The sequence below is a fragment of the Superficieibacter sp. BNK-5 genome, from assembly GCF_047456055.1.
Taxonomy (GTDB): domain Bacteria; phylum Pseudomonadota; class Gammaproteobacteria; order Enterobacterales; family Enterobacteriaceae; genus Superficieibacter.
In genome coordinates this window covers 4,196,500-4,215,876 of sequence record NZ_CP179893.1, presented here as the reverse complement: position 1 = coordinate 4,215,876, position 19,377 = coordinate 4,196,500, and the positions used below count along the sequence as shown (strand labels likewise).

The 19,377-nt window shown below is 52.1% G+C and carries 19 protein-coding genes; 13 read left to right on the top strand and 6 right to left on the bottom strand.

Annotated features, from left to right (window positions below; translation table 11 throughout):
• Positions 1-72 precede the first annotated feature (72 nt).
• Together yecR and ACMGGS_RS20220 are read right to left on the bottom strand one after the other, a co-directional pair.
• Positions 73-411: a YecR family lipoprotein gene (gene yecR / locus ACMGGS_RS20225; protein WP_414164107.1), complete on the bottom strand. Its 339-nt coding sequence runs from the start codon at positions 409-411 to the stop codon at positions 73-75.
• A gap of 106 nt (positions 412-517) precedes the next feature.
• A complete protein-coding gene (locus ACMGGS_RS20220; protein WP_414164106.1) occupies positions 518-2,695 on the bottom strand; it encodes an HD domain-containing phosphohydrolase in 2,178 nt (725 codons plus the stop codon).
• A gap of 244 nt (positions 2,696-2,939) precedes the next feature.
• Between ACMGGS_RS20220 and ACMGGS_RS20215 the strand changes: the two genes are divergently transcribed.
• On the top strand, positions 2,940-3,578 hold the full coding sequence (locus ACMGGS_RS20215; protein WP_414164105.1) for an RpiB/LacA/LacB family sugar-phosphate isomerase: 639 nt from the start codon (positions 2,940-2,942) through the stop codon (positions 3,576-3,578).
• A gap of 142 nt (positions 3,579-3,720) precedes the next feature.
• On the opposite strand, the gene ACMGGS_RS20210 is transcribed toward ACMGGS_RS20215, so the two are convergent.
• Positions 3,721-5,142 (bottom strand): MFS transporter, encoded by a 1,422-nt coding sequence (locus ACMGGS_RS20210; RefSeq protein ID WP_414164104.1) that lies wholly within the window; start codon positions 5,140-5,142, stop codon positions 3,721-3,723.
• A 198-nt stretch (positions 5,143-5,340) separates the two neighbouring features.
• Between ACMGGS_RS20210 and azuC the strand changes: the two genes are divergently transcribed.
• Both azuC and ACMGGS_RS20200 read left to right on the top strand, forming a co-directional pair.
• On the top strand, positions 5,341-5,424 hold the full coding sequence (azuC, locus tag ACMGGS_RS20205; protein WP_103676150.1) for a stress response protein AzuC: 84 nt from the start codon (positions 5,341-5,343) through the stop codon (positions 5,422-5,424).
• Positions 5,425-5,525: 101 nt separating this feature from the next.
• On the top strand, positions 5,526-5,777 hold the full coding sequence (locus ACMGGS_RS20200; protein WP_414164103.1) for a DUF2766 family protein: 252 nt from the start codon (positions 5,526-5,528) through the stop codon (positions 5,775-5,777).
• Positions 5,778-5,818: 41 nt separating this feature from the next.
• Here the strand turns inward: ACMGGS_RS20200 and ACMGGS_RS20195 are convergent, their stop codons facing one another.
• Positions 5,819-7,162, bottom strand: coding sequence for an anaerobic C4-dicarboxylate transporter (locus tag ACMGGS_RS20195; RefSeq protein ID WP_414164102.1), 1,344 nt, complete (start codon positions 7,160-7,162; stop codon positions 5,819-5,821).
• A 226-nt stretch (positions 7,163-7,388) separates the two neighbouring features.
• The gene (locus ACMGGS_RS20190; RefSeq protein WP_414164101.1) at positions 7,389-7,892 is read right to left on the bottom strand and encodes a non-heme ferritin-like protein; all 504 of its coding nucleotides are present in this window, start codon (positions 7,890-7,892) and stop codon (positions 7,389-7,391) included.
• A 545-nt stretch (positions 7,893-8,437) separates the two neighbouring features.
• On the opposite strand from ACMGGS_RS20190, the gene ACMGGS_RS20185 reads away from it, so the two are divergent.
• The 6 genes from ACMGGS_RS20185 (at position 8,438) to otsA (ending at position 15,249) form a co-directional block, all read left to right on the top strand.
• Complete coding sequence (locus ACMGGS_RS20185) at positions 8,438-8,995, top strand: DJ-1 family glyoxalase III (RefSeq protein WP_414164100.1); 558 nt, start codon at positions 8,438-8,440, stop codon at positions 8,993-8,995.
• A gap of 315 nt (positions 8,996-9,310) precedes the next feature.
• A complete protein-coding gene (locus ACMGGS_RS20180; protein ID WP_176918928.1) occupies positions 9,311-10,291 on the top strand; it encodes an arabinose ABC transporter substrate-binding protein in 981 nt (326 codons plus the stop codon).
• A 79-nt stretch (positions 10,292-10,370) separates the two neighbouring features.
• Positions 10,371-11,885, top strand: coding sequence for an L-arabinose ABC transporter ATP-binding protein AraG (gene araG, locus ACMGGS_RS20175; RefSeq protein ID WP_414164099.1), 1,515 nt, complete (start codon positions 10,371-10,373; stop codon positions 11,883-11,885).
• Between the two features lie 13 nt (positions 11,886-11,898).
• Positions 11,899-12,879 carry an L-arabinose ABC transporter permease AraH gene (araH, locus tag ACMGGS_RS20170; protein ID WP_176918926.1) on the top strand — a complete coding sequence of 327 codons (981 nt, stop codon included), beginning with the start codon at positions 11,899-11,901 and terminating at the stop codon, positions 12,877-12,879.
• A gap of 164 nt (positions 12,880-13,043) precedes the next feature.
• Positions 13,044-13,850: a trehalose-phosphatase gene (otsB, locus tag ACMGGS_RS20165; protein ID WP_414164098.1), complete on the top strand. Its 807-nt coding sequence runs from the start codon at positions 13,044-13,046 to the stop codon at positions 13,848-13,850.
• Positions 13,825-15,249 carry an alpha,alpha-trehalose-phosphate synthase gene (otsA, locus tag ACMGGS_RS20160; RefSeq protein WP_414164097.1) on the top strand — a complete coding sequence of 475 codons (1,425 nt, stop codon included), beginning with the start codon at positions 13,825-13,827 and terminating at the stop codon, positions 15,247-15,249. Before otsB ends, otsA begins: the two co-directional genes overlap by 26 nt.
• Positions 15,250-15,296: 47 nt before the next feature.
• Here the strand turns inward: otsA and uspC are convergent, their stop codons facing one another.
• Entirely contained in the window at positions 15,297-15,719 is a 423-nt protein-coding gene (gene uspC, locus ACMGGS_RS20155) for a universal stress protein UspC (protein ID WP_414164096.1), read from the bottom strand.
• Positions 15,720-16,505: 786 nt separating this feature from the next.
• Here uspC and flhD point away from each other — a divergent pair.
• The 4 genes from flhD (at position 16,506) to motB (ending at position 19,374) form a co-directional block, all read left to right on the top strand.
• Positions 16,506-16,853, top strand: a complete 348-nt coding sequence (gene flhD / locus ACMGGS_RS20150) for a flagellar transcriptional regulator FlhD (protein ID WP_176918922.1) — start codon at positions 16,506-16,508, stop codon at positions 16,851-16,853.
• Positions 16,850-17,437: a flagellar transcriptional regulator FlhC gene (flhC, locus tag ACMGGS_RS20145; protein WP_276165127.1), complete on the top strand. Its 588-nt coding sequence runs from the start codon at positions 16,850-16,852 to the stop codon at positions 17,435-17,437. Before flhD ends, flhC begins: the two co-directional genes overlap by 4 nt.
• 120 nt (positions 17,438-17,557) lie before the next feature.
• The gene (gene motA, locus ACMGGS_RS20140; protein WP_414164095.1) at positions 17,558-18,448 is read left to right on the top strand and encodes a flagellar motor stator protein MotA; all 891 of its coding nucleotides are present in this window, start codon (positions 17,558-17,560) and stop codon (positions 18,446-18,448) included.
• Positions 18,445-19,374: a flagellar motor protein MotB gene (gene motB, locus ACMGGS_RS20135; RefSeq protein ID WP_414164094.1), complete on the top strand. Its 930-nt coding sequence runs from the start codon at positions 18,445-18,447 to the stop codon at positions 19,372-19,374. Before motA ends, motB begins: the two co-directional genes overlap by 4 nt.
• Positions 19,375-19,377: the final 3 nt, after the last annotated feature.

Sequence of the window (19,377 nt, the reverse complement as noted above, 5' to 3'; positions counted from 1 at the left end):
GTTATTTAATATAAACGCGAGAATAAGAATAATTCCGCTTAAATAGCGCCAGCGGCAACGCTGGCACAGGGATCACCAGTAACTGACCGCCGAATTCTGGCTGACGGCAACACCGCGACACTGATATTGCAGGGTGACTTTTTCATTCAGACAAAGCGAACCGCTGGTCACCGTACAGGTGGTGATGGGTTGGCCATAGGCAACCGCCGTGGCATAACCGGCCTGCTGGCACTGCCGCGTTGCGGTACCCTGTGCCAGGTAAGGATCGGTGGTGGCGGACTGGAGCATGGCCTGTCCGTAGGTTAAACGCACGATGCCGCTGGTAGTATCAACATCGCTGACATCAGCCTGTCGGTTAACCGAACAGCCCGCAAGCGTGAGCAGGGAAAAGAAAATGACAGCTTTATTCATTACGCAGTTCTGCTTATGAGGGTGTCTGCCTATCCTACCGTTTACTGTCAGCGGCAATCCGCAGAATAGCCAGCGGATCTACGCCCAGTTATCACAACGGCGGGCGCTAGTCGGCCTGTGCGTCAAAAATTGCCTGAAATTTCAAATGCTGCTGACGAAAAAGTGCCACCAGTTGCGGGTCAAAATGGTGTCCTGCCCCCTGAAAAATCATCTCGCAGGCGCGCTCGTGCGAATAACCCGGTTTGTAGACGCGCTTTTGCCGCAGGGCGTCGTAGACATCTGCCAGCGCCAGGATCCGCGCTTCGATCGGAATTTGTTCGCCGCGCAACCCTTCCGGGTATCCGCTACCGTCCCACTTTTCATGGTGGAAATGGATAATATTTTCGGCAACGGAACCCAACCCCAGCCCCTGAATAATGCGCCAGCCTTTGAGGGTATGAAGCTTCATTTCACTAAATTCTTCCGGCGACAGCGGGCCTTGCTTGCGCAGAATACGTTCCGGTACTGCGATTTTACCGACATCGTGCAGCGAGGCGAAATGTTCGATATCCCGCACCATCCGGCGCGGCATTTTTAACTCCCGTGCCATCAAACCGCAATACTGAGCGACACGATGAATATGGCTGCCGGTCTCGTCATCATGCGCCCGGTTCACCTTTTCCATCGCCTCCACAATGCTACGGTTGACCGCCCGGTTTTGCTTCATTTGCCGCCACATGATGAGGAGTACACACAGACTGAACAAGGCAGTAATTAGCAGCACAATGCTAATCATTTTAAAGGAGTTTTTGGTAAGTTCCGGCATCAGGGTGGGTTCAACGTGCCGCTCCATCTGAGTGCGGAAACTGGAAATGCGGTGGATCTGCGCCAGTAAACGCTGTAACGGATGGGCCGGATCAACCCACGGTCCAATCTCATAATCAATACGGGTCAGGCCAGCCACTTTGAGCACGCCGCGAAACAGTTCATTTCCCCGTAATGACAGCTCCAGTGAACTGAGGTCGCCAAGGATATAATCAATTCGATGGTTTTCGATGGCATCCAGTAACTCTTCAACCGAGGCACCGCTGACAATAAAAATCTCATTGCCAAAGCGTTGTCTGAGATAAAGCCCCGAAAACGAGCCGCGCAGCACCCCGACCCGCTGATGACGAATTTGTTCTTCATCCCACAGGAAAGGCTGGCCAATACGGTTGTAATATACATTGTGCCAGGCAACCACCGGCCCAATCATGCCGTCCGACTGGCTGGCATCGTTGGTGTTTACCAGATTAACCAGCCGAATGGGCCATTTTTCTTGCCGCATGCGCAAGACGTAATTATCGACGTACTGAACGTCCACTTCAACATGCAGCAGATCGCGTATGTCGTTGATCATATCCACTACCGAACCGTGATATCCCTGCGCATCTTTCCAGATAAGCGGGGCGAAATTCTCGTTTTTTGGCAGCCAGACAGTGAGTTTATTGGCGGCGAGCCAGCGCTTCTCTTGCTCGCTGAGCACGATACGGCTGAGCAAAAAATCACGCCGCGTTTGGTCTTCCAGCTTGCGCAATTTCCCGCTGCGCTGCCAGTCGTTAATGAGTTGATTAACATTGGTCCGCAGGTCGCGCAACTCAGGGCTGAACGCCAGCACTGAGGCGATATGCAGGTCAGGGAACGGACGGGAGATAGTGTAATAACGCAGAGTGTCTTCCATCTCGGTCGCGTCATTAATATAAAAATCGGCTTTATTTTCACTCAGCAGGCGGAAAGCCTCTTCGCTGGTGGTGGCAAACAGGACCTGGCTAAAGTGGAGATCGGAATAACGGATATTAACCTGATCCCAGGTGGCATCATTGCGGCGGAATACCACCCGGGTCTGGTTTAGCTCATCCGCGGACGTGATAGTGCGGGTCAGGCTGGCGGCGAGGACTTCATTACTGAAAAGGCGGGCAGAGAGAATTTTGGTTCGTGCGCGGCCTTCGGTGCGGATCACGCCAGCATAGACACCATAGCGATCGTTATTAAAACTCTGACTAATTTCATTACCGCCGATAGGCTGGATTTGCAGCTTGTAGCCATATTTTTGATTGATGGCCTGAATAAGTTGCGGATAAAACCCCTGATAATGACCGTGCGGATCGCGCCAGAACTCATAGCTCGGGGCGTCATAAAGCCAGACCGGAACCGCCTCCTTCGGGGCAGAAGGTGCGGCAAAAAGCGGAAATGCGCACAGCAGCGCCAGGAATATCAGGGCTTCGAAAAATACCAGGGGTCGGGAGGGCGGGCTGTGCTGATCCACTCAGATGATTCCTGTTATCGTTTTGTTTAATTTGAAGTCTAACCAACCATCAGTACAGCGAATAGATATTTTTCCAATATGACAAAAAAATGCGCTGCCGCACAAGTTTCGAAAAAATGTGATGCTATCTTTGATTTTTAAAACCATTTTTCATTAAATTTGAAAGTATGTTTGCCAGGTAGTAAAGTTTATGTCATCTGACATCAAGGCGGGGTATCCCGCGCAGCACTCAGGAGAGTAAGAAATGAAAATTGCACTGATGATGGAAAATAGCCAGGCCAGTAAAAATGCCGTCATCCTCAATGAGTTAAACGCGGTCGCAAGCGAGAAAAATTTTCCGGTTTATAACGTCGGCATGAGCGATGAGAACGATCATCACCTGACCTATATCCACCTCGGGATTATGGCCAGCATTTTGCTGAATTCTAAAGCGGTGGATTTTGTGGTAACGGGTTGCGGTACCGGGCAGGGCGCGCTGATGTCCCTGAATATCCATCCCGGCGTCATTTGTGGTTATTGTATCGATCCTGCCGATGCTTTTCTTTTCGCGCAGATCAACAACGGTAACGCGCTGGCGCTGCCTTTTGCCAAAGGTTTTGGCTGGGGTGCAGAGCTGAATGTGCGCTTCATCTTCGAAAAAGCCTTTACCGGACGTACCGGCGAAGGCTATCCGCCGGAGCGTAAAGAACCGCAGGTGCGCAACGCGGGCATTCTGAACCAGGTGAAAGCGGCGGTGGTGAAAGATAATTATCTGGATACCCTGCGGGCTATCGATCCTGAACTGGTCAAGACGGCGGTTTCCGGCCCGCGCTTCCAGCAGTGTTTCTTTGAGAACTGCCAGAATAAAGAGATTGAAGCGTTTGTACGCGAAATTATTGGCTGATCCACCATGCTGTTTTGCCCGGTGGCGCTGCGCTTACCGGACCTACGGTAATAGTGTAACCCGCTGATATTGTGGCATTTGTAGGCCGGGTAAGGCGAAGCCGCCACCCGGCATTATCCCCCGGAAGTCATATTACCGCGCTTTACTTCACCTTTCTCGACACCGCGCTTCCCGCATCTCTGGCCAGCCGGAAGGTATCGGCCATTCCCACCAGACAGATCAGCGCAATAAACACAAACGCCAGCCGGAAGCTGATGCCGGGGATAGCGGAGAGCGCCAGCCAGTCGCTGATGCGTTCACCGAGGCGAATACCAATCGCACCCAGGGTGATCCCTAGACCGACCGCCAGTTGTGTGGCGGTACTGAACAGGGTATTAGCATAACTCATCTGGCTGGAAGGGACGTCAGCAAAGGCCAGCGTACTAATGCCGGTAAACTGCACCGAGCGGAAAACGCCGCCCAGATAGAGGATCAGCAACACCAGCCAGACCGGGGTAGTCGGCGTCAGAAAGGCGCAGGCCAACAACGCCAGCACGTTCAGCACGCCGTTAATCAGCAGCAGACGACGAAATCCAAGCCAGCGGATCAGTGGCGTGGTGGCGGGTTTAATTGTCAGATTACCGACAAAGACGGCCAGCACCAGCGACCCGGCATGAAACGGATCCATGCCGAAACCGACCTGAAAAAGCAGCGGCAGTAAAAAGGGCACGGTACTGATCGACGAGCGAAACAGCGAACCGCCGTACATCGTGACGCGGAAGGTCGGAACCTGCATTGCTTCAAGACGGATCATCGGCCACGCAGCACGGCGAAAATGGCGCAGGGCGTAAAAAGAGGCTACTCCACCGATGACAAGCAGGGCCGTGGTGATCCCTCCCTGAACGTTCTCCGCTCCCAGCGCTTCCATCGCATAAACCAGACTTATCATGGCGACGGAGGTGGCGAGAAAACCGGGCAAATCGAAAGGACGGCGCTGTTCATCGCGAATGTCAGGAATAATCCGCAGCGATAACAGGATCGCGATTAAGCCAATCGGCAGGTTAATAAAGAAGATCCAGCGCCAGTCCGCATAGCTGGTAATAAACCCTCCCAGCGGCGGGCCGATAATCGGTGCCACCAGCGCGGGCCATGTGAGGGTGGCGATGGCGGTGATCAACTGTTGTTTCGGCGTGGTGCGCAGCACCGCCAGCCGTCCCACGGGCACCATTAACGCACCGCCTGCGCCCTGAAAAATGCGCATCGCAACAAAACTCTCCACGCTGGTTGCCAGGCCGCACAGTACCGACGCCAGGGTGAAAATGGCTAGCGCCAGGGTAAAGACTTTTCGGGCGCCGAACCGATCGGCAATCCAGCCACTCGCCGGGATCAATACCGCCAGCGTGATGAGGTACGCGCTAATGCCAATGTTAAGATCAACGGCCTCAACGCCAAAGGTTTTCCCCATATCGGGTAGCGCCGTAGCGATAACCGTACCGTCGAGAAACTCCATAAAAAAAGCGCCAGCAACCAGTAAAGCGGCGGGCGATAATCCGCGCTTCTCCTTGCCAGAGACTGTTTCACTCATTGTATGCCTGCCACCATAAAGAAAAAAATCCAGTAAAGGCGCGGATAAGCCGCAGATTTGACATAACTTTTGTTTAATACTTTACCAATACGTGTAAAATTTATGTGATTTTTATCACGTTGTGGTTGATTTTTGTGACGCAGGTCATATTATAGACGTGTAGACAGTAACACCTGCATAACAAAACTGGAGCACAAAATGAAATTTCGCAAAATCCTGAAAAGCATGTTCGAAAACTACTGCAAAACCTTCAAAGACGTACCGCCTGGCGCTATGTTCTAATAAAAAAACCTGCCACGGCAGGTTTTTTTATGTCTGAATTTCCGCTCTGACATTTCAGCGCGCATGCGCTACTATTACGCCCCTTACACAAGGAGCGCAATATGTCCGACAATCTGAGTGCCGATCAGGAACTGGTATCCGATATCGTAGCCTGCCAACTGGTCATTAAACAAGTTCTTGATGTTATTGAAATTATCGCGCCCGCTGAAATTCGCGAGAAGATGTCAGCCCAGTTAAAAGCGATTGATTTTTCCACCCATCCTGCCGCCGCCGATCCCGTTACGCTGCGTGGTATTCAAAAAGCCATTGCGCTGATCGAAATGAAATTTACCCCGCAGGATGAAGCCCATTGAAAAAGCCAGGCATCAGCCTGGCTTTTTTCGTTGCAGCAGCATCAGAAAAAGGTTTGTACCAGCAGGTAGCTTGCGGCACAGGCGCAACTGACGCCGATTAATCCCGGCAGAATAAAGCTATGGTTAATGATGAATTTGCCGATGCGGGTAGTGCCCGAGCGGTCAAAGCCAATGCAGGCGAGGTCGCTTGGATAGGTCGGCAGAACAAAGTAGCCATAGGATGCCGGGAAGAAGGCGACCAGCATTTTTGGCTCTACGCCGAGCATTAACCCCATAGGTGCCACCGCAGTCAGCGCCGCAGCCTGACTGTTTACCAGTTTTGAGACCAGAAACAGGACGATGGCATAGGTCCATGGATGCGTTTTTACCACCCCTTCCAGTGCCATTTTTAATTCGCTCAGATGGGCCTGAAAGAGGGTATCGCTCATCCACGCGACGCCAAAGACCGAGAAAATCGCCACCATCCCTGCTTTAAATACCGCCCCGTTAGAAATCGTCGTCGCGTTAACCTTGCACACCATCAACATGATGGCCCCGGCGATCAACATCATCATCTGGATCGTCAGGTTCATGGATAGCGGTGTCAGTTTACCTTTCAATTCAAACGAAGGACGCAGTTCCGGGATGGCTCCAAGCAGTACCACCACCAGGATCCCCGCAAAGAAAATCCAGGTTGACCAGTAGGCCTGTTTCGGGAAACGCTGATCCATCAGGGTATCGCTGCTGCCATAAATAAACTCGCGCTGTTTCGGATCCTTGAGCTTTTCCTGGAACTCTTCGTCGTCTTCCAGATTTTTACCGCGACGCAGGCTCCACAAGGCGGCAATGGCGACGCCAAACAGCGAGGCCGGAACGGAGACGGCCAGAATCTCCAGAATGCCCCACGCCTGACCGACACCGTGATTGGCGCCGATAATCGACACCAGCGAGACCACTGCCACCGATACCGGCGACGCGGTGATCGCCATTTGCGAGGCGATAGAGGCCACCGCCATCGGACGTTCCGGACGAATGCCTTTTTTTAGCGCAATATCCGCAATAATAGGAAACATGGTGTAGACCACATGGCCCGTACCGCACAGGAAGGTGAGGGACCAGGTGGTGAAAGGTGCCAGCAGCGTAATATGCTGCGGATGTTTACGCAGTAAGCGTTCGGCAAACTGCATCATGACGTTCAGCCCGCCCGCCGTTTGCAGCGTGGCGGCACAGCCAATGACCGCCAGGATAGTAAGCATAACATCAACCGGCGGCTTGCCTGGCTCAAGACCAAAAACAAAGGTCAGGATAAACAGGCCGATCCCACTAATTAAACCCAGTCCCATCCCACCGAAGCGCGTACCCACCAGCAGGCAGAGGATAATGACCACAAACTCAAGGGTAATCATAGAGCACCTTTTGCAACATCATCAGATTTCCCTGAAGCATTGCATTTTGTAAGGGTAAACGATGAGAGATAGATCAACTTTATAAAATGTTAATTAAAACATAATGTTATATACATTTTGTTAACATTTCTATCTGCGTTAGGTGATGATGAGCGAAGATGAAGGGAAGGGAGAAGGAATACTATTCCGCCCCGGTCCTGAATAGATCGGGGCGGATAAAGAAGGATTAATGTTGTTGGTAATTAACGACGTTTAACAAATGCTGGTCAGTCTGTTCCATTTTCATGCCGGCCCGGCCCGCATTACGCACTTCTTCAAAGATGGTTTGTAACAAAAGCCCATGCTCCTCCCGTTCAGTTGCAATCTGGGTTAAGAAAGCCAGCGTCGTCTCGTCGTTCTGCGACTGGGCTTCTTCTATGAGTTTGGTCAGCGTTTCACTGCGGTGCTGAAAATCCATCATGGTCTGGGAAAAGAGTTCTTCGAGATTAGTGCATTGCTCCTCAATAGGGTTTGTCGTTGCGACTACCGGATTTGCGCCAGATTTTTTTATAAAATCGAACACGCGCATCATGCGGGTAACGTTGATTTGCGCCTGCGTGCGCAGAAATATGGCGGTGCCAGTGAGTTTACGTTTAGCGCACCATTCGCTCAGACGGAGGTAGCGATTGGACGCGTTATACTCCAGGTTCATCTGGGTGTTGAGTTTTTGAACCATTCCTAAAGCTAGCATACCAATATCCTTATCACCTGGGGGACGATTTATACGAAAGCGTATAATTCATGAAAACGCCGGGTTCAACGTTATTCATGCGCCACCGATACTGACCACAGAATAAATACATTCTGCTGCCGCTGTATGTGATCGGTGGTTAATTTTCCGTAATTCCTGCCGCAAGAATAAGACGTTCCATTTGCTAAGGAAAGTCTCAATCGCCCGGATTAATCACTGGTTACAACTTCTGAAAAAAGAATTATCGCTAGTATTAAATACCTATGTCGGAAGGTAACTGGTTGATAAACATAACCGTAACTACATTTTACAATAGTTGAAAAATTGTTTTAAAAATCGTAGCATGATAATGTTGATGAGCGTTGGCGCTATTCATCCTCGAGTCACACCAACCCTGACCGTATGCATGGAATTCAATAATCCACGAAAAGTTGCGCCAGATCATTTTCATCTTCACAAGATATCCGTCCTCAGACGCCGGTATTTGAGCCTGAACGTCTGATGAGCGTTATTAACATTCACAGATGAATTTAAGGGAGTAAAGAATGAAGAACGTTGCCGTTTTGCTGGCACCTGGTTTTGAAGAAGCGGAAGCGATTGTCACCATCGACATATTACGTCGTTTGCACATTAACGTGGAAACGCTGGCTTGCGCCGAATCACGCGCAGTGGTCAGCTACCACAATATTCCGCTGGTCGCCGACGCAACGCTGACCGAGCGTCAGGCGCATCTCTATGACGCCATCGTTCTGCCCGGCGGTCCCCAGGGCAGCGTTAACCTGGCGGCCAGTGAGGACGTTATGGCATTTGTCATCGCGCACGATAATGCCGGTAAGTTAATTTGCCCTATTTGTTCCGCCGCGGCCAGAATGCTGGGAGCTAACGGGTTACTGAAAGGTCGTCGCTACGTGTGTTCTGGTGATTTATGGCAATCGGTAGTGGATGGGGAATATGTGGACGCGCCGGTGGTGGAAGACGGTAATTTGATCAGCGGGAAGGGACTGGGGCGGGTATTCGACTTTGCGCTGACCGTCGCCGCACGCCTGCTGGGCGATGAAGCCCCCGCACGCGAGCACGCGGAACATATTTATTATCCCTGGTAATATCGGGTCCCGGATGCGCCTTCCATCCGGGACAAGGATAAGCACGCTGAGGATATAGACAATCCTGTTACAGCTTCTTTTAATTGTCCGACAATACCCTTCCGTTTTATGTCATTTATTGCTGAATATATGTACGCAATGACTGTAATCCTGCGATGTGATGGCGCTCTCCTATGGAGAATTAATTTCCCGCTATTAATGTTCCAGCAAAAGCATTTACCAGGCTTCTGATGCTAATGCGTTGTTTTATGTCTGATAAAAAAATTTGAGTACGAATTTTCCCTACATAGAAGAATGTTAACGCTGGAGTTTAACATGCACAAATTCACTAAAGCACTGGCAGCCATCGGACTGGCTGCGATTATGTCACAATCGGCTATTGCTGAATCCATGAAGCTCGGTTTTCTGGTTAAACAGCCGGAAGAACCCTGGTTCCAGACGGAATGGAAGTTTGCGGATAAAGCCGGGAAAGATTTGGGATTTGAAGTGGTTAAGATCGCCGTGCCTGACGGTGAGAAGACCCTGAATGCCATTGATAGCCTGGCCGCCAGCGGCGTAAAAGGCTTTGTTATCTGTACGCCCGACCCGAAACTCGGCTCGGCGATTGTCGCTAAAGCGCGCGGCTACGATATGAAAGTGATTGCCGTGGACGATCAGTTTGTCACCGCGAAAGGTAAGCCGATGGAAAGCGTTCCGCTGGTAATGATGGCAGCCAGCGAGATTGGCGCGCGTCAGGGGCAGGAACTGTATAAAGAGATGCAAAAACGCGGCTGGGACGTGAAAGAAACCGGCGTCATGGCCATTACCGCTAATGAACTGGACACCGCGCGTCGCCGCACGACAGGCTCGATGGACGCCCTGAAAGCCGCAGGCTTCCCGGAAAAACAAATTTACCAGGTGCCGACCAAATCTAATGATATTCCCGGTGCATTCGATGCCGGTAACTCGCTGCTGGTTCAGCATCCGGAAGTGAAACACTGGCTGATCGTCGGCATGAACGATAACACCGTGCTTGGCGGGGTGCGTGCCACCGAAGGCCAGGGATTCAAAGCTCCTGATGTGATCGGCATCGGTATTAACGGCGTGGATGCGGTCAGTGAGCTGTCAAAAAATCAGCAAACCGGCTTCTTCGGCTCTTTATTGCCAAGCCCGGATATCCACGGCTACAAAACCAGTGAAATGCTCTACAACTGGGTTGAGAAGGGCGTAGAGCCGCCGAAATTCACTGCGGTTACCGACGTCGTGCTGATCACCCGCGATAACTTCAAAGCAGAGCTGGCGAAGAAAGGTCTTTAATCGATTTCAGTCAACCATGAATAAGCCCCTCACAGTAGCGAGGGGCCGTTTACGTACCACTATGAATGGCGGAGTCGTTATGCAGCAGTCTACCCCTTATCTCTCATTTCGCGGCATTAGCAAAACCTTTCCCGGCGTAAAGGCGCTCTCCGACATCAGCTTTGATTGCTATGCCGGGCAGATCCACGCCCTGATGGGCGAGAACGGTGCCGGTAAATCCACCCTGCTGAAAATTCTCAGCGGCAATTATGCCCCGACCAGCGGCACGCTGGCGCTGCAGGGGAAAGAGGTCTCCTTTGCCGATACCCCCGCGGCGCTGAATGCCGGTGTGGCGATTATTTACCAGGAGCTGCATTTGATCCCGGAAATGACCGTGGCGGAAAACATCTACCTTGGTCAGCTTCCGCATAAAGGCGGCCTCGTGAACCGCTCGTTGCTTAATTATGAAGCGCGGTTACAACTGGAACATTTAGGTCTGGATATCGATCCGCAAACGCCGCTTAAATATTTGTCGATAGGGCAGTGGCAAATGGTGGAAATTGCCAAGGCCCTGGCGCGTAACGCTAAAGTGATTGCCTTTGACGAACCGACCAGTTCACTTTCTGCGCGTGAAATCGACAACCTGTTCCGGGTGATCCGTGAGCTGCGCAAGGAAGGACGGGTCATCATTTATGTATCGCACCGGATGGAAGAAATCTTTGCCTTAAGCGATGCCATCACCGTGTTTAAAGACGGTCGCTACGTTTGCACCTTTACCGATATGCAGAAGGTGAATCACGATGCGCTGGTGCAGGCGATGGTGGGTCGCAATCTGGGCGATATCTACGGCTGGCAGCCGCGCGACTATGGTGCGGAACGCCTGCGGCTGGAAAACGTCAAGGCCCCCGGCGTGCGGATGCCGATCAGTCTGTCGGTGCGCAGCGGGGAGATCGTCGGCCTGTTCGGGCTGGTGGGCGCCGGGCGCAGCGAACTGATGAAAGGACTGTTTGGCGGTACGCGCATCACGGGCGGACAGGTCTACATCGACGGCCAGCCGATATCTATCGAGAAACCGTCGCAGGCCATTCGCGCCGGGATGATGCTCTGCCCGGAAGATCGTAAAGCGGAGGGCATCATTCCGGTCCACTCGGTGCGTGACAACATTAATATCAGCGCCCGACGCAAACATATCCATGCCGGCTGCGTGATAAACAATGCGTGGGAAGCGCGTAACGCCGCGCATCATATTCAGTCGCTGAATATCAAAACGCCGGGCGCAGACCAGCTAATCATGAACCTGTCCGGGGGAAACCAGCAGAAGGCGATCCTCGGGCGCTGGCTGTCCGAAGACATGAAAGTCATTTTGCTCGACGAGCCGACGCGCGGTATCGACGTGGGGGCGAAGCATGAAATTTATAACGTGATCTATGCGCTTGCCGCGTCCGGCGTCGCTGTCCTCTTTGCCTCAAGCGACCTGCCGGAAGTGCTGGGCGTCGCCGACCGCATCGTGGTGATGCGCGAAGGCGAGGTGGCCGGTGAACTTCTGCATCACGACGCCAAAGAACAGCAGGCGCTCAGCCTTGCGATGCCTAAAGTCAGCCAGGCAGTAGCCTGAGAAGGAGTTGAAAATGTCATCTGTAACTACAACCGGCGCGTCGAAGTCGTCAATGAGTATCGGGCGGATCTGGGATCAGTACGGCATGCTGGTGGTTTTCGCCGTGGTCTTTCTCGCCTGCGCGATTTTTGTGCCGAACTTTGCCTCGTTTATTAACATGAAGGGGCTGGGGCTGGCTATCTCGATGTCCGGGATGGTGGCCTGCGGGATGCTGTTTTGTCTGGCCTCCGGCGACTTTGACCTCTCCGTCGCGTCGGTCATTGCCTGCGCGGGCGTGACCACGGCGGTAGTAATTAACCAGACCGAAAGCCTGTGGCTGGGTGTATTTGCCGGGTTAATGCTTGGCGTCATTTGCGGACTGGTAAATGGTTTTGTCATTGCCAGACTGAAGATCAACGCCCTGATCACTACCCTGGCAACGATGCAGATCGTGCGTGGCCTGGCGTACATTATCTCTGACGGTAAGGCAGTGGGGATTGAAGACGAGCGTTTCTTTGCGCTCGGTTATGCGAACTGGCTGGGACTGCCTGCACCTATCTGGTTGACGGTAGGCTGCCTGATTATTTTCGGTCTGTTGCTCAATAAAACCACATTTGGTCGTAATACGCTGGCCATCGGCGGTAATGAAGAAGCAGCGCGGCTGGCCGGGGTGCCGGTAGTGCGGACCAAAATTATTATTTTCGTGCTCTCCGGCCTGGTGTCGGCGGCGGCGGGTATTATTCTCGCCTCGCGCATGACCAGCGGCCAGCCGATGACCTCTATTGGCTATGAACTGATCGTCATTTCAGCCTGCGTGCTTGGCGGCGTCTCGCTGAAAGGGGGGATTGGTAAGATCTCTTACGTGGTGGCGGGGATCTTAATTCTCGGTACCGTGGAGAACGCCATGAACCTGCTCAACATCTCGCCGTTCTCGCAGTATGTGGTGCGCGGTCTGATTCTACTGGCAGCGGTGATCTTCGACCGTTACAAACAAAAGGCGAAACGTACCGTCTGATTAATGGCTTTAACTCTTAAGTCTACCTCTAACGTAACGCCAGCGGCCAATGTCGCTGGCGTTTTCAGTTGAAAATGGCGAGGCTGGTCACACTGTCTATACTTACATTGCTAACGTTTGATTAATTACCCGCTTTGGGCTGTAAATGTAAGGAGGAAATCAGGGTGGCTGACCAGTTATCTGTACCGCCTGTACTTAAAGGAAATCACGCCTGGTTCTTTGACCTCGATGGTACCCTCGCTGAAATCAAACCGCACCCGGATCAGGTTTTTTTGACGCCGGAAGTTCGTGCTGCGCTTCAACTGCTGGCGCAAAAAAATGAGGGCGCGGTGGCACTGGTTTCCGGGCGCTCAATGGCCGAACTTGATGCGCTCGCCAGTCCGCTGCATTTTCCGCTTGCCGGCGTGCACGGTGCCCAGCGACGTGATTTTAATGACAGGACGCATACCGTAGAACTGCCTGCGGACGTCGTGCGAACGCTCAACGATCAATTGACCACCGCGCTGGCGGTGATGCCAGGCTGCGAGCTTGAGGCAAAAGGCATGGCGTTTGCACTGCATTATCGCCAGGCACCGCAGTATGAGGAGCGCATTATGGCGCTGGCGCAAGGGATTGTGGGACTCTATCCGCAACTGGCGCTCCAGCCGGGTAAATGTGTCGTCGAACTTAAACCGCAGGGGATCAGTAAAGGTGAAGCGATTGCTGCCTTTATGCAGGAAGCACCCTTTAGCGGTAGAACGCCGGTTTTCGTGGGTGACGATCTTACCGATGAAGCCGGATTCCGGGTGGTTAACCAGTTAAACGGGATTTCCATCAAAGTAGGACCGGGGGCAACGCAGGCGCAGTGGCGTCTGGCGAGTGTTCCCGATGTGCATCAGTGGCTACAAACTATTGCTGATAACCAACTATTAAAAGAAAAAGCGCTAACAGACAGGAGAGATGGCCATGAGTCGCTTAGTCGTAGTATCTAATCGCATTGCCCCACCCGATGACAAGAAGGCCAGCGCCGGTGGCCTGGCGGTAGGGGTCCTCGGCGCGTTAAAAGCTGCAGGTGGCCTATGGTTTGGCTGGAGCGGGGAGGTGGGTAACGAAGACCAGCCTTTAAAGACCGTCAGCAAAGGTAACATTACCTGGGCATCATTTAACCTGAGTGAACAGGATTACGAGCATTACTACAGCCAGTTTTCAAATGCCGTACTGTGGCCTGCGTTTCACTACCGCCTCGACTTAGTTAACTTCCAGCGTGACGCCTGGGAGGGCTATCAGCGCGTCAACTCACTGCTGGCAGACAAGCTGGTGCCGCTGGTGGAAAAGGATGATATTCTCTGGATCCACGATTACCATTTGCTTCCCTTTGCCAGCGAACTGCGCAAAAGAAACATCCACAATCAGGTCGGTTTCTTCCTGCATATCCCTTTCCCGACGCCGGAAATTTTTAACGCGCTGCCGCCTAATGCTGAACTGCTGGAGCAACTGTGCGACTACGATCTACTGGGTTTCCAGACTGAAAATGACCGTCAGGCATTTCTCGAATGCATCGCGGCGCAGACGCGTCTGACCACCCGTGATGGCAATTCGCATACCGCGTGGGGCAAAAACTTCCATACTGAGGTATACCCGATTGGTATCGAGCCTGAAGAGATCGCCCGTCAGGCCATCGGTCCGCTGCCGCCGAAGCTGGCACAGCTTAAAAACGAGCTGAAGAACGTCAAAAATATCTTCTCCGTTGAGCGTCTGGATTATTCCAAAGGCTTGCCGGAACGCTTTATGGCTTATGAGACGCTGCTGGAAAAATACCCAGAGCATCACGGTAAGATCCGCTATACGCAAATTGCGCCCACCTCGCGTGGTGAAGTGCAGGCTTACCAGGATATCCGTCACCAGCTGGAAAACCTGTCAGGGCGCATTAATGGTCGGTACGGGCAGCTGGGCTGGACTCCGCTGTATTACCTCAATCAGCATTTTGACCGTAAGCTGCTGATGAAAGTCTTCCGCTATTCGGATGTGGGTCTGGTGACGCCGCTGCGCGACGGTATGAACCTGGTGGCAAAAGAGTATGTTGCCGCACAGGATCCGGCAAATCCTGGCGTGCTGGTGCTTTCACAATTTGCCGGTGCGGCGAATGAACTGACATCGGCGCTGATTGTAAATCCTTACGATCGGGATGAGGTGGCGGCGGGGTTACACCGCGCGTTAAACATGCCGCTGGCCGAACGTATTTCTCGTCATGCTGAAATGATGGACGTTATTCATAAAAATGACATCAATCACTGGCAGGAGAGGTTTATCCGCGACCTAAAGCAGATCGCGCCACGCAGCGAAGAAAGTCAGCTGCAACATAAAGTGGCGATATTTCCGAAGCTGGCCTGAGTAACATGACGATCTCAGGTCCGGCAGCGTGTGCTGCCGGGCCTTTTTTATTCCAGCGCCACCAGCAGGACATCCACATGGGTATTGCCAATCACATTTTTGGCCGAGCAGGTCGCCCGTGAGAAAAAACTGTGGTTGTGATTGCCACAGATCACTAAATCCACCTGCCGGGTGCGGCAAAAGTCTTTGATGTGCTCACTCAGCTCCCCTGAGGCGATAATTGTTTCGGCGATGGGGTAATCCGCATGCTGTGCGATGTCGCGCAAAAATTGCTGGGTCTCTTCCTGCATTATGTCACGAAGATTTTCCATCATCGGCGCAGCAAAATGGTTATACATTTCGGGGTCGGTAGCGAGGGTAATAAGACTGATACGGGCATTAAGCGGACGGGCAATGGATACGGCTTTTGCCACCAGACGGTGACTTTCCGGGGTGGCGGCAACCGCCACAAGCAGATGTTGATAACGCATCGGACCTCCTTTCAGACGCTTAAAAACGGGCTATCTTCTTTCCTTACTCCATTTATCCGCTGACTTCAAGCATTCAGAGCGTGGTTTTGCGCCGTTCTTCAAACTATTCATTAATTATTCTTATAAAATGCATTAATGAATGCGAATAACAATAAAATAGGCTGATACGTTGTGCGTATATGAAAACTATTATCATTTAATGTTAATTAATTGATACAGGAATTAACATTAAGGCGATGATTACCTATAGCAATTATTTTTGTTACATTAAATACTAAGCTTATGTTTATGCGTATTTTTTTCTAACTCAATTTCTACAATAGAGACGGAATTTATTTTTCGCATTCTGCATGGCGGTATTGAGAAAAGTAACATAATGTTATTCCGCTTCCAGACAGGTCCCGTTACCTTGCGGGAACAGATAAGCGGAAAAATCGCATAAAAATACATCAACAAATCATCGGTATTGATGGATTTATGGTTAATATTTGCGTACATTATGTGATGCCGATCACAAAGTTCCTAAAATCACGGCGCCGACTCGTTGTATGTGGTAAGGCTGACGAGTAAAGTTGCGGCGAATTAGGAAAAATCTTAGACATTTGTAAGAATTCTTTAACATGTTTCTGATGACATAGTCCACCACAAAGAGACTTTTCCACTGCGGTAGCATCTAAGTACAACTATGCATTTTGACCTTTTCTTTTTTACCGGGACTTTCCCGGCGACATCACGGGGTGCGGTTATGCCGCATAAAACAATGGTTGGTTATGCTGGATGGGTAAAATGCATACATCCGAGTTGCTAAAACATATTTATGACATCAACCTGTCATATTTGCTCCTTGCACAACGTCTGATTAGTCAGGACAAACCGTCAGCCATGTTCCGTCTCGGCATTAACGAAGAGATGGCGACGACGCTGGTTGAACTGACGCTGCCGCAAATGGTGAAACTGGCTGAAACTAATCAGCTCATTTGCGAATTCCGTTTTGATAGTCACGAGACTATCAACCGGCTGACGCAGGATTCGCGCGTCGATGATCTGCAACAAATTCATACCGGGATCCTTCTTTCTACCCGTTTGCTCTCTGACGCGGGTCAGGCTGCTGCCGCGCGCAAAAAAAGGGCCTGAGGATGAGCGAAAAAAGCATTGTTCAGGAAGCCCGTGATATTCAGCTCGCAATGGAACTGATTACGCTGGGCGCTCGCTTACAGATGCTGGAAAGTGAGACACAGCTGAGCCGTGGTCGTCTTATCAAACTGTATAAAGAGCTGCGCGGTAGCCCGCCGCCGAAAGGTATGCTGCCGTTTTCTACCGACTGGTTTATGACCTGGGAACAGAACATTCATTCATCCATGTTCTGTAATGCCTGGCAGTACCTGCTTAAAACCGGATTATGTAGCGGGGTTGATGCGGTGATCAAAGCGTATCGCCTGTATCTTGAACAGTGCCCGCAACTGGACGGCGAAGCGCCGCTGCTGGCGCTCACCCGTGCCTGGACGCTGGTGCGTTTTGTCGAAAGCGGAATGCTTCAGCTATCGCATTGCAGCTGCTGCAATGGCAATTTTATTACTCATGCTCATCAGCCTGTGGGCAGTTTTGTGTGCAGTTTATGCCAGCCGCCATCCCGTGCCGTAAAAAGACGTAAACTTTCCCGTGATATTGCCGATAGTACTCCACAACTGCTGGATGAACAGATCGAACAGGCTGTTTAACCGATACGGTGTGGTCAACACTCCAGCAGCGGTAAGCAATTACCGCTGCTTTTTTTGCCTCCCTGACGCGTTAATTGTCGATTTGTGCATCCTGCTCTGGTCAACAGAAAGGATGATGTCGTGCTTATCTTATTGGGTTACCTGGTCGTTCTCGGTACAGTTTTCGGCGGTTACATGATGACCGGCGGACACCTTGGAGCACTCTATCAACCGGCTGAACTTATTATTATCGGCGGGGCAGGCGTGGGTGCATTTATTGTTGGCAACAACGGTAAGTCGATCAAAGGGACGCTGAAAGCGATCCCGCTGCTGTTTCGTCGCTCGAAATACACCAAAAGCATGTATATGGACCTGCTGGCGCTGCTGTATCGCCTGATGGCCAAATCTCGCCAGCAGGGGATGTTCTCGCTTGAACGGGACATTGAAAATCCGAAAGAGAGTGAAATCTTTGCCAGCTATCCGCGCATTCTCGCCGACGGCGTGATGCTGGATTTTATTATCGATTATCTGCGCCTCATCATCAGCGGCAATATGAACACCTTCGAGATCGAAGCGCTGATGGACGAAGAGATCGAAACCCATGAAAGCGAGTCCGAAGTGCCGGCGAATGCGCTGGCCTCGGTAGGGGACTCATTGCCTGCGTTTGGTATCGTGGCGGCGGTCATGGGGGTGGTGCACGCACTGGCCTCGGCGGATCGTCCGGCGGCGGAACTGGGCGCGCTCATCGCGCATGCGATGGTCGGAACCTTCCTCGGCATTCTGCTGGCGTATGGTTTTATCTCGCCGCTCTCCAGCGTCCTGCGGCAAAAAAGCGCCGAAACCAGCAAGATGATGCAGTGCGTCAAAATTACTCTGCTGTCTAACCTGAACGGCTACGCGCCGCCGATTGCCGTGGAATTTGGCCGTAAAACGCTTTACTCCAGCGAACGACCTTCGTTTGTCGAGCTGGAAGAACACGTGCGCGCGGTGAGAAATCCTTCTGCCCAGCAAACCACGACCGAGGACGCATGAAGAATCAGGCGCATCCCATCATCGTTGTTAAGCGGCGAAAACATAAAAGTCACGGCGGCGGCGCTCACGGGTCGTGGAAAATCGCTTACGCCGATTTTATGACCGCGATGATGGCGTTCTTTCTGGTGATGTGGCTAATTTCAATTTCCAGCCCAAAAGAGCTTATCCAGATTGCCGAATATTTTCGTACTCCGCTGGCGACGGCGGTGGCGGGCGGGCCACGTGTCTCCAACAGCGACAGCCCGATCCCCGGCGGCGGCGATGATTACACCCAGCAACAGGGTGAAGTGCATAAACAGCCCAACGTTGAACAGCTCAGAGAACGGATGGAAATCAGCCGGCTGAAAAAGATCCGTGGCGAACTTGATCAGCTTATAGAAGCCGATCCGAAGCTAAAAGCGCTCAGGCCGCACCTGAAAATTGACCTTGTACAGGAAGGCTTGCGCATCCAGATTATCGACAGTCAGAACCGGCCGATGTTTAAAACCGGCAGCGCAGAAGTGGAGCCGTATATGCGCGATATTCTCCGCGCCATCGCGCCGGTACTGAATGAGATCCCCAATAAAATCAGCCTGTCCGGGCATACCGATGATTTCCCTTACGCCAACGGCGATAAGGGTTACAGCAACTGGGAGCTGTCTGCCGATCGCGCCAACGCCTCGCGTCGCGAACTGGTAGCCGGCAGCCTGGATAGCGGCAAGGTCCTGCGGGTGGTAGGCATGGCCGCGACCATGCGTCTGTCCGACCGGGGGGGCGATGACGCCATCAATCGCCGCATTAGTCTGGTGGTCCTCAACAAGCGAACCGAACAGGCCATTCTCGATGAGAATGCCGAAAGTCAGAACGTGCCATTTAGTGAATTATCGTCATCTGCGGCAGCGCCGCAGGCGGCCAGTCCCACATCGCCACAAGCCGATCCGAGGTGATAG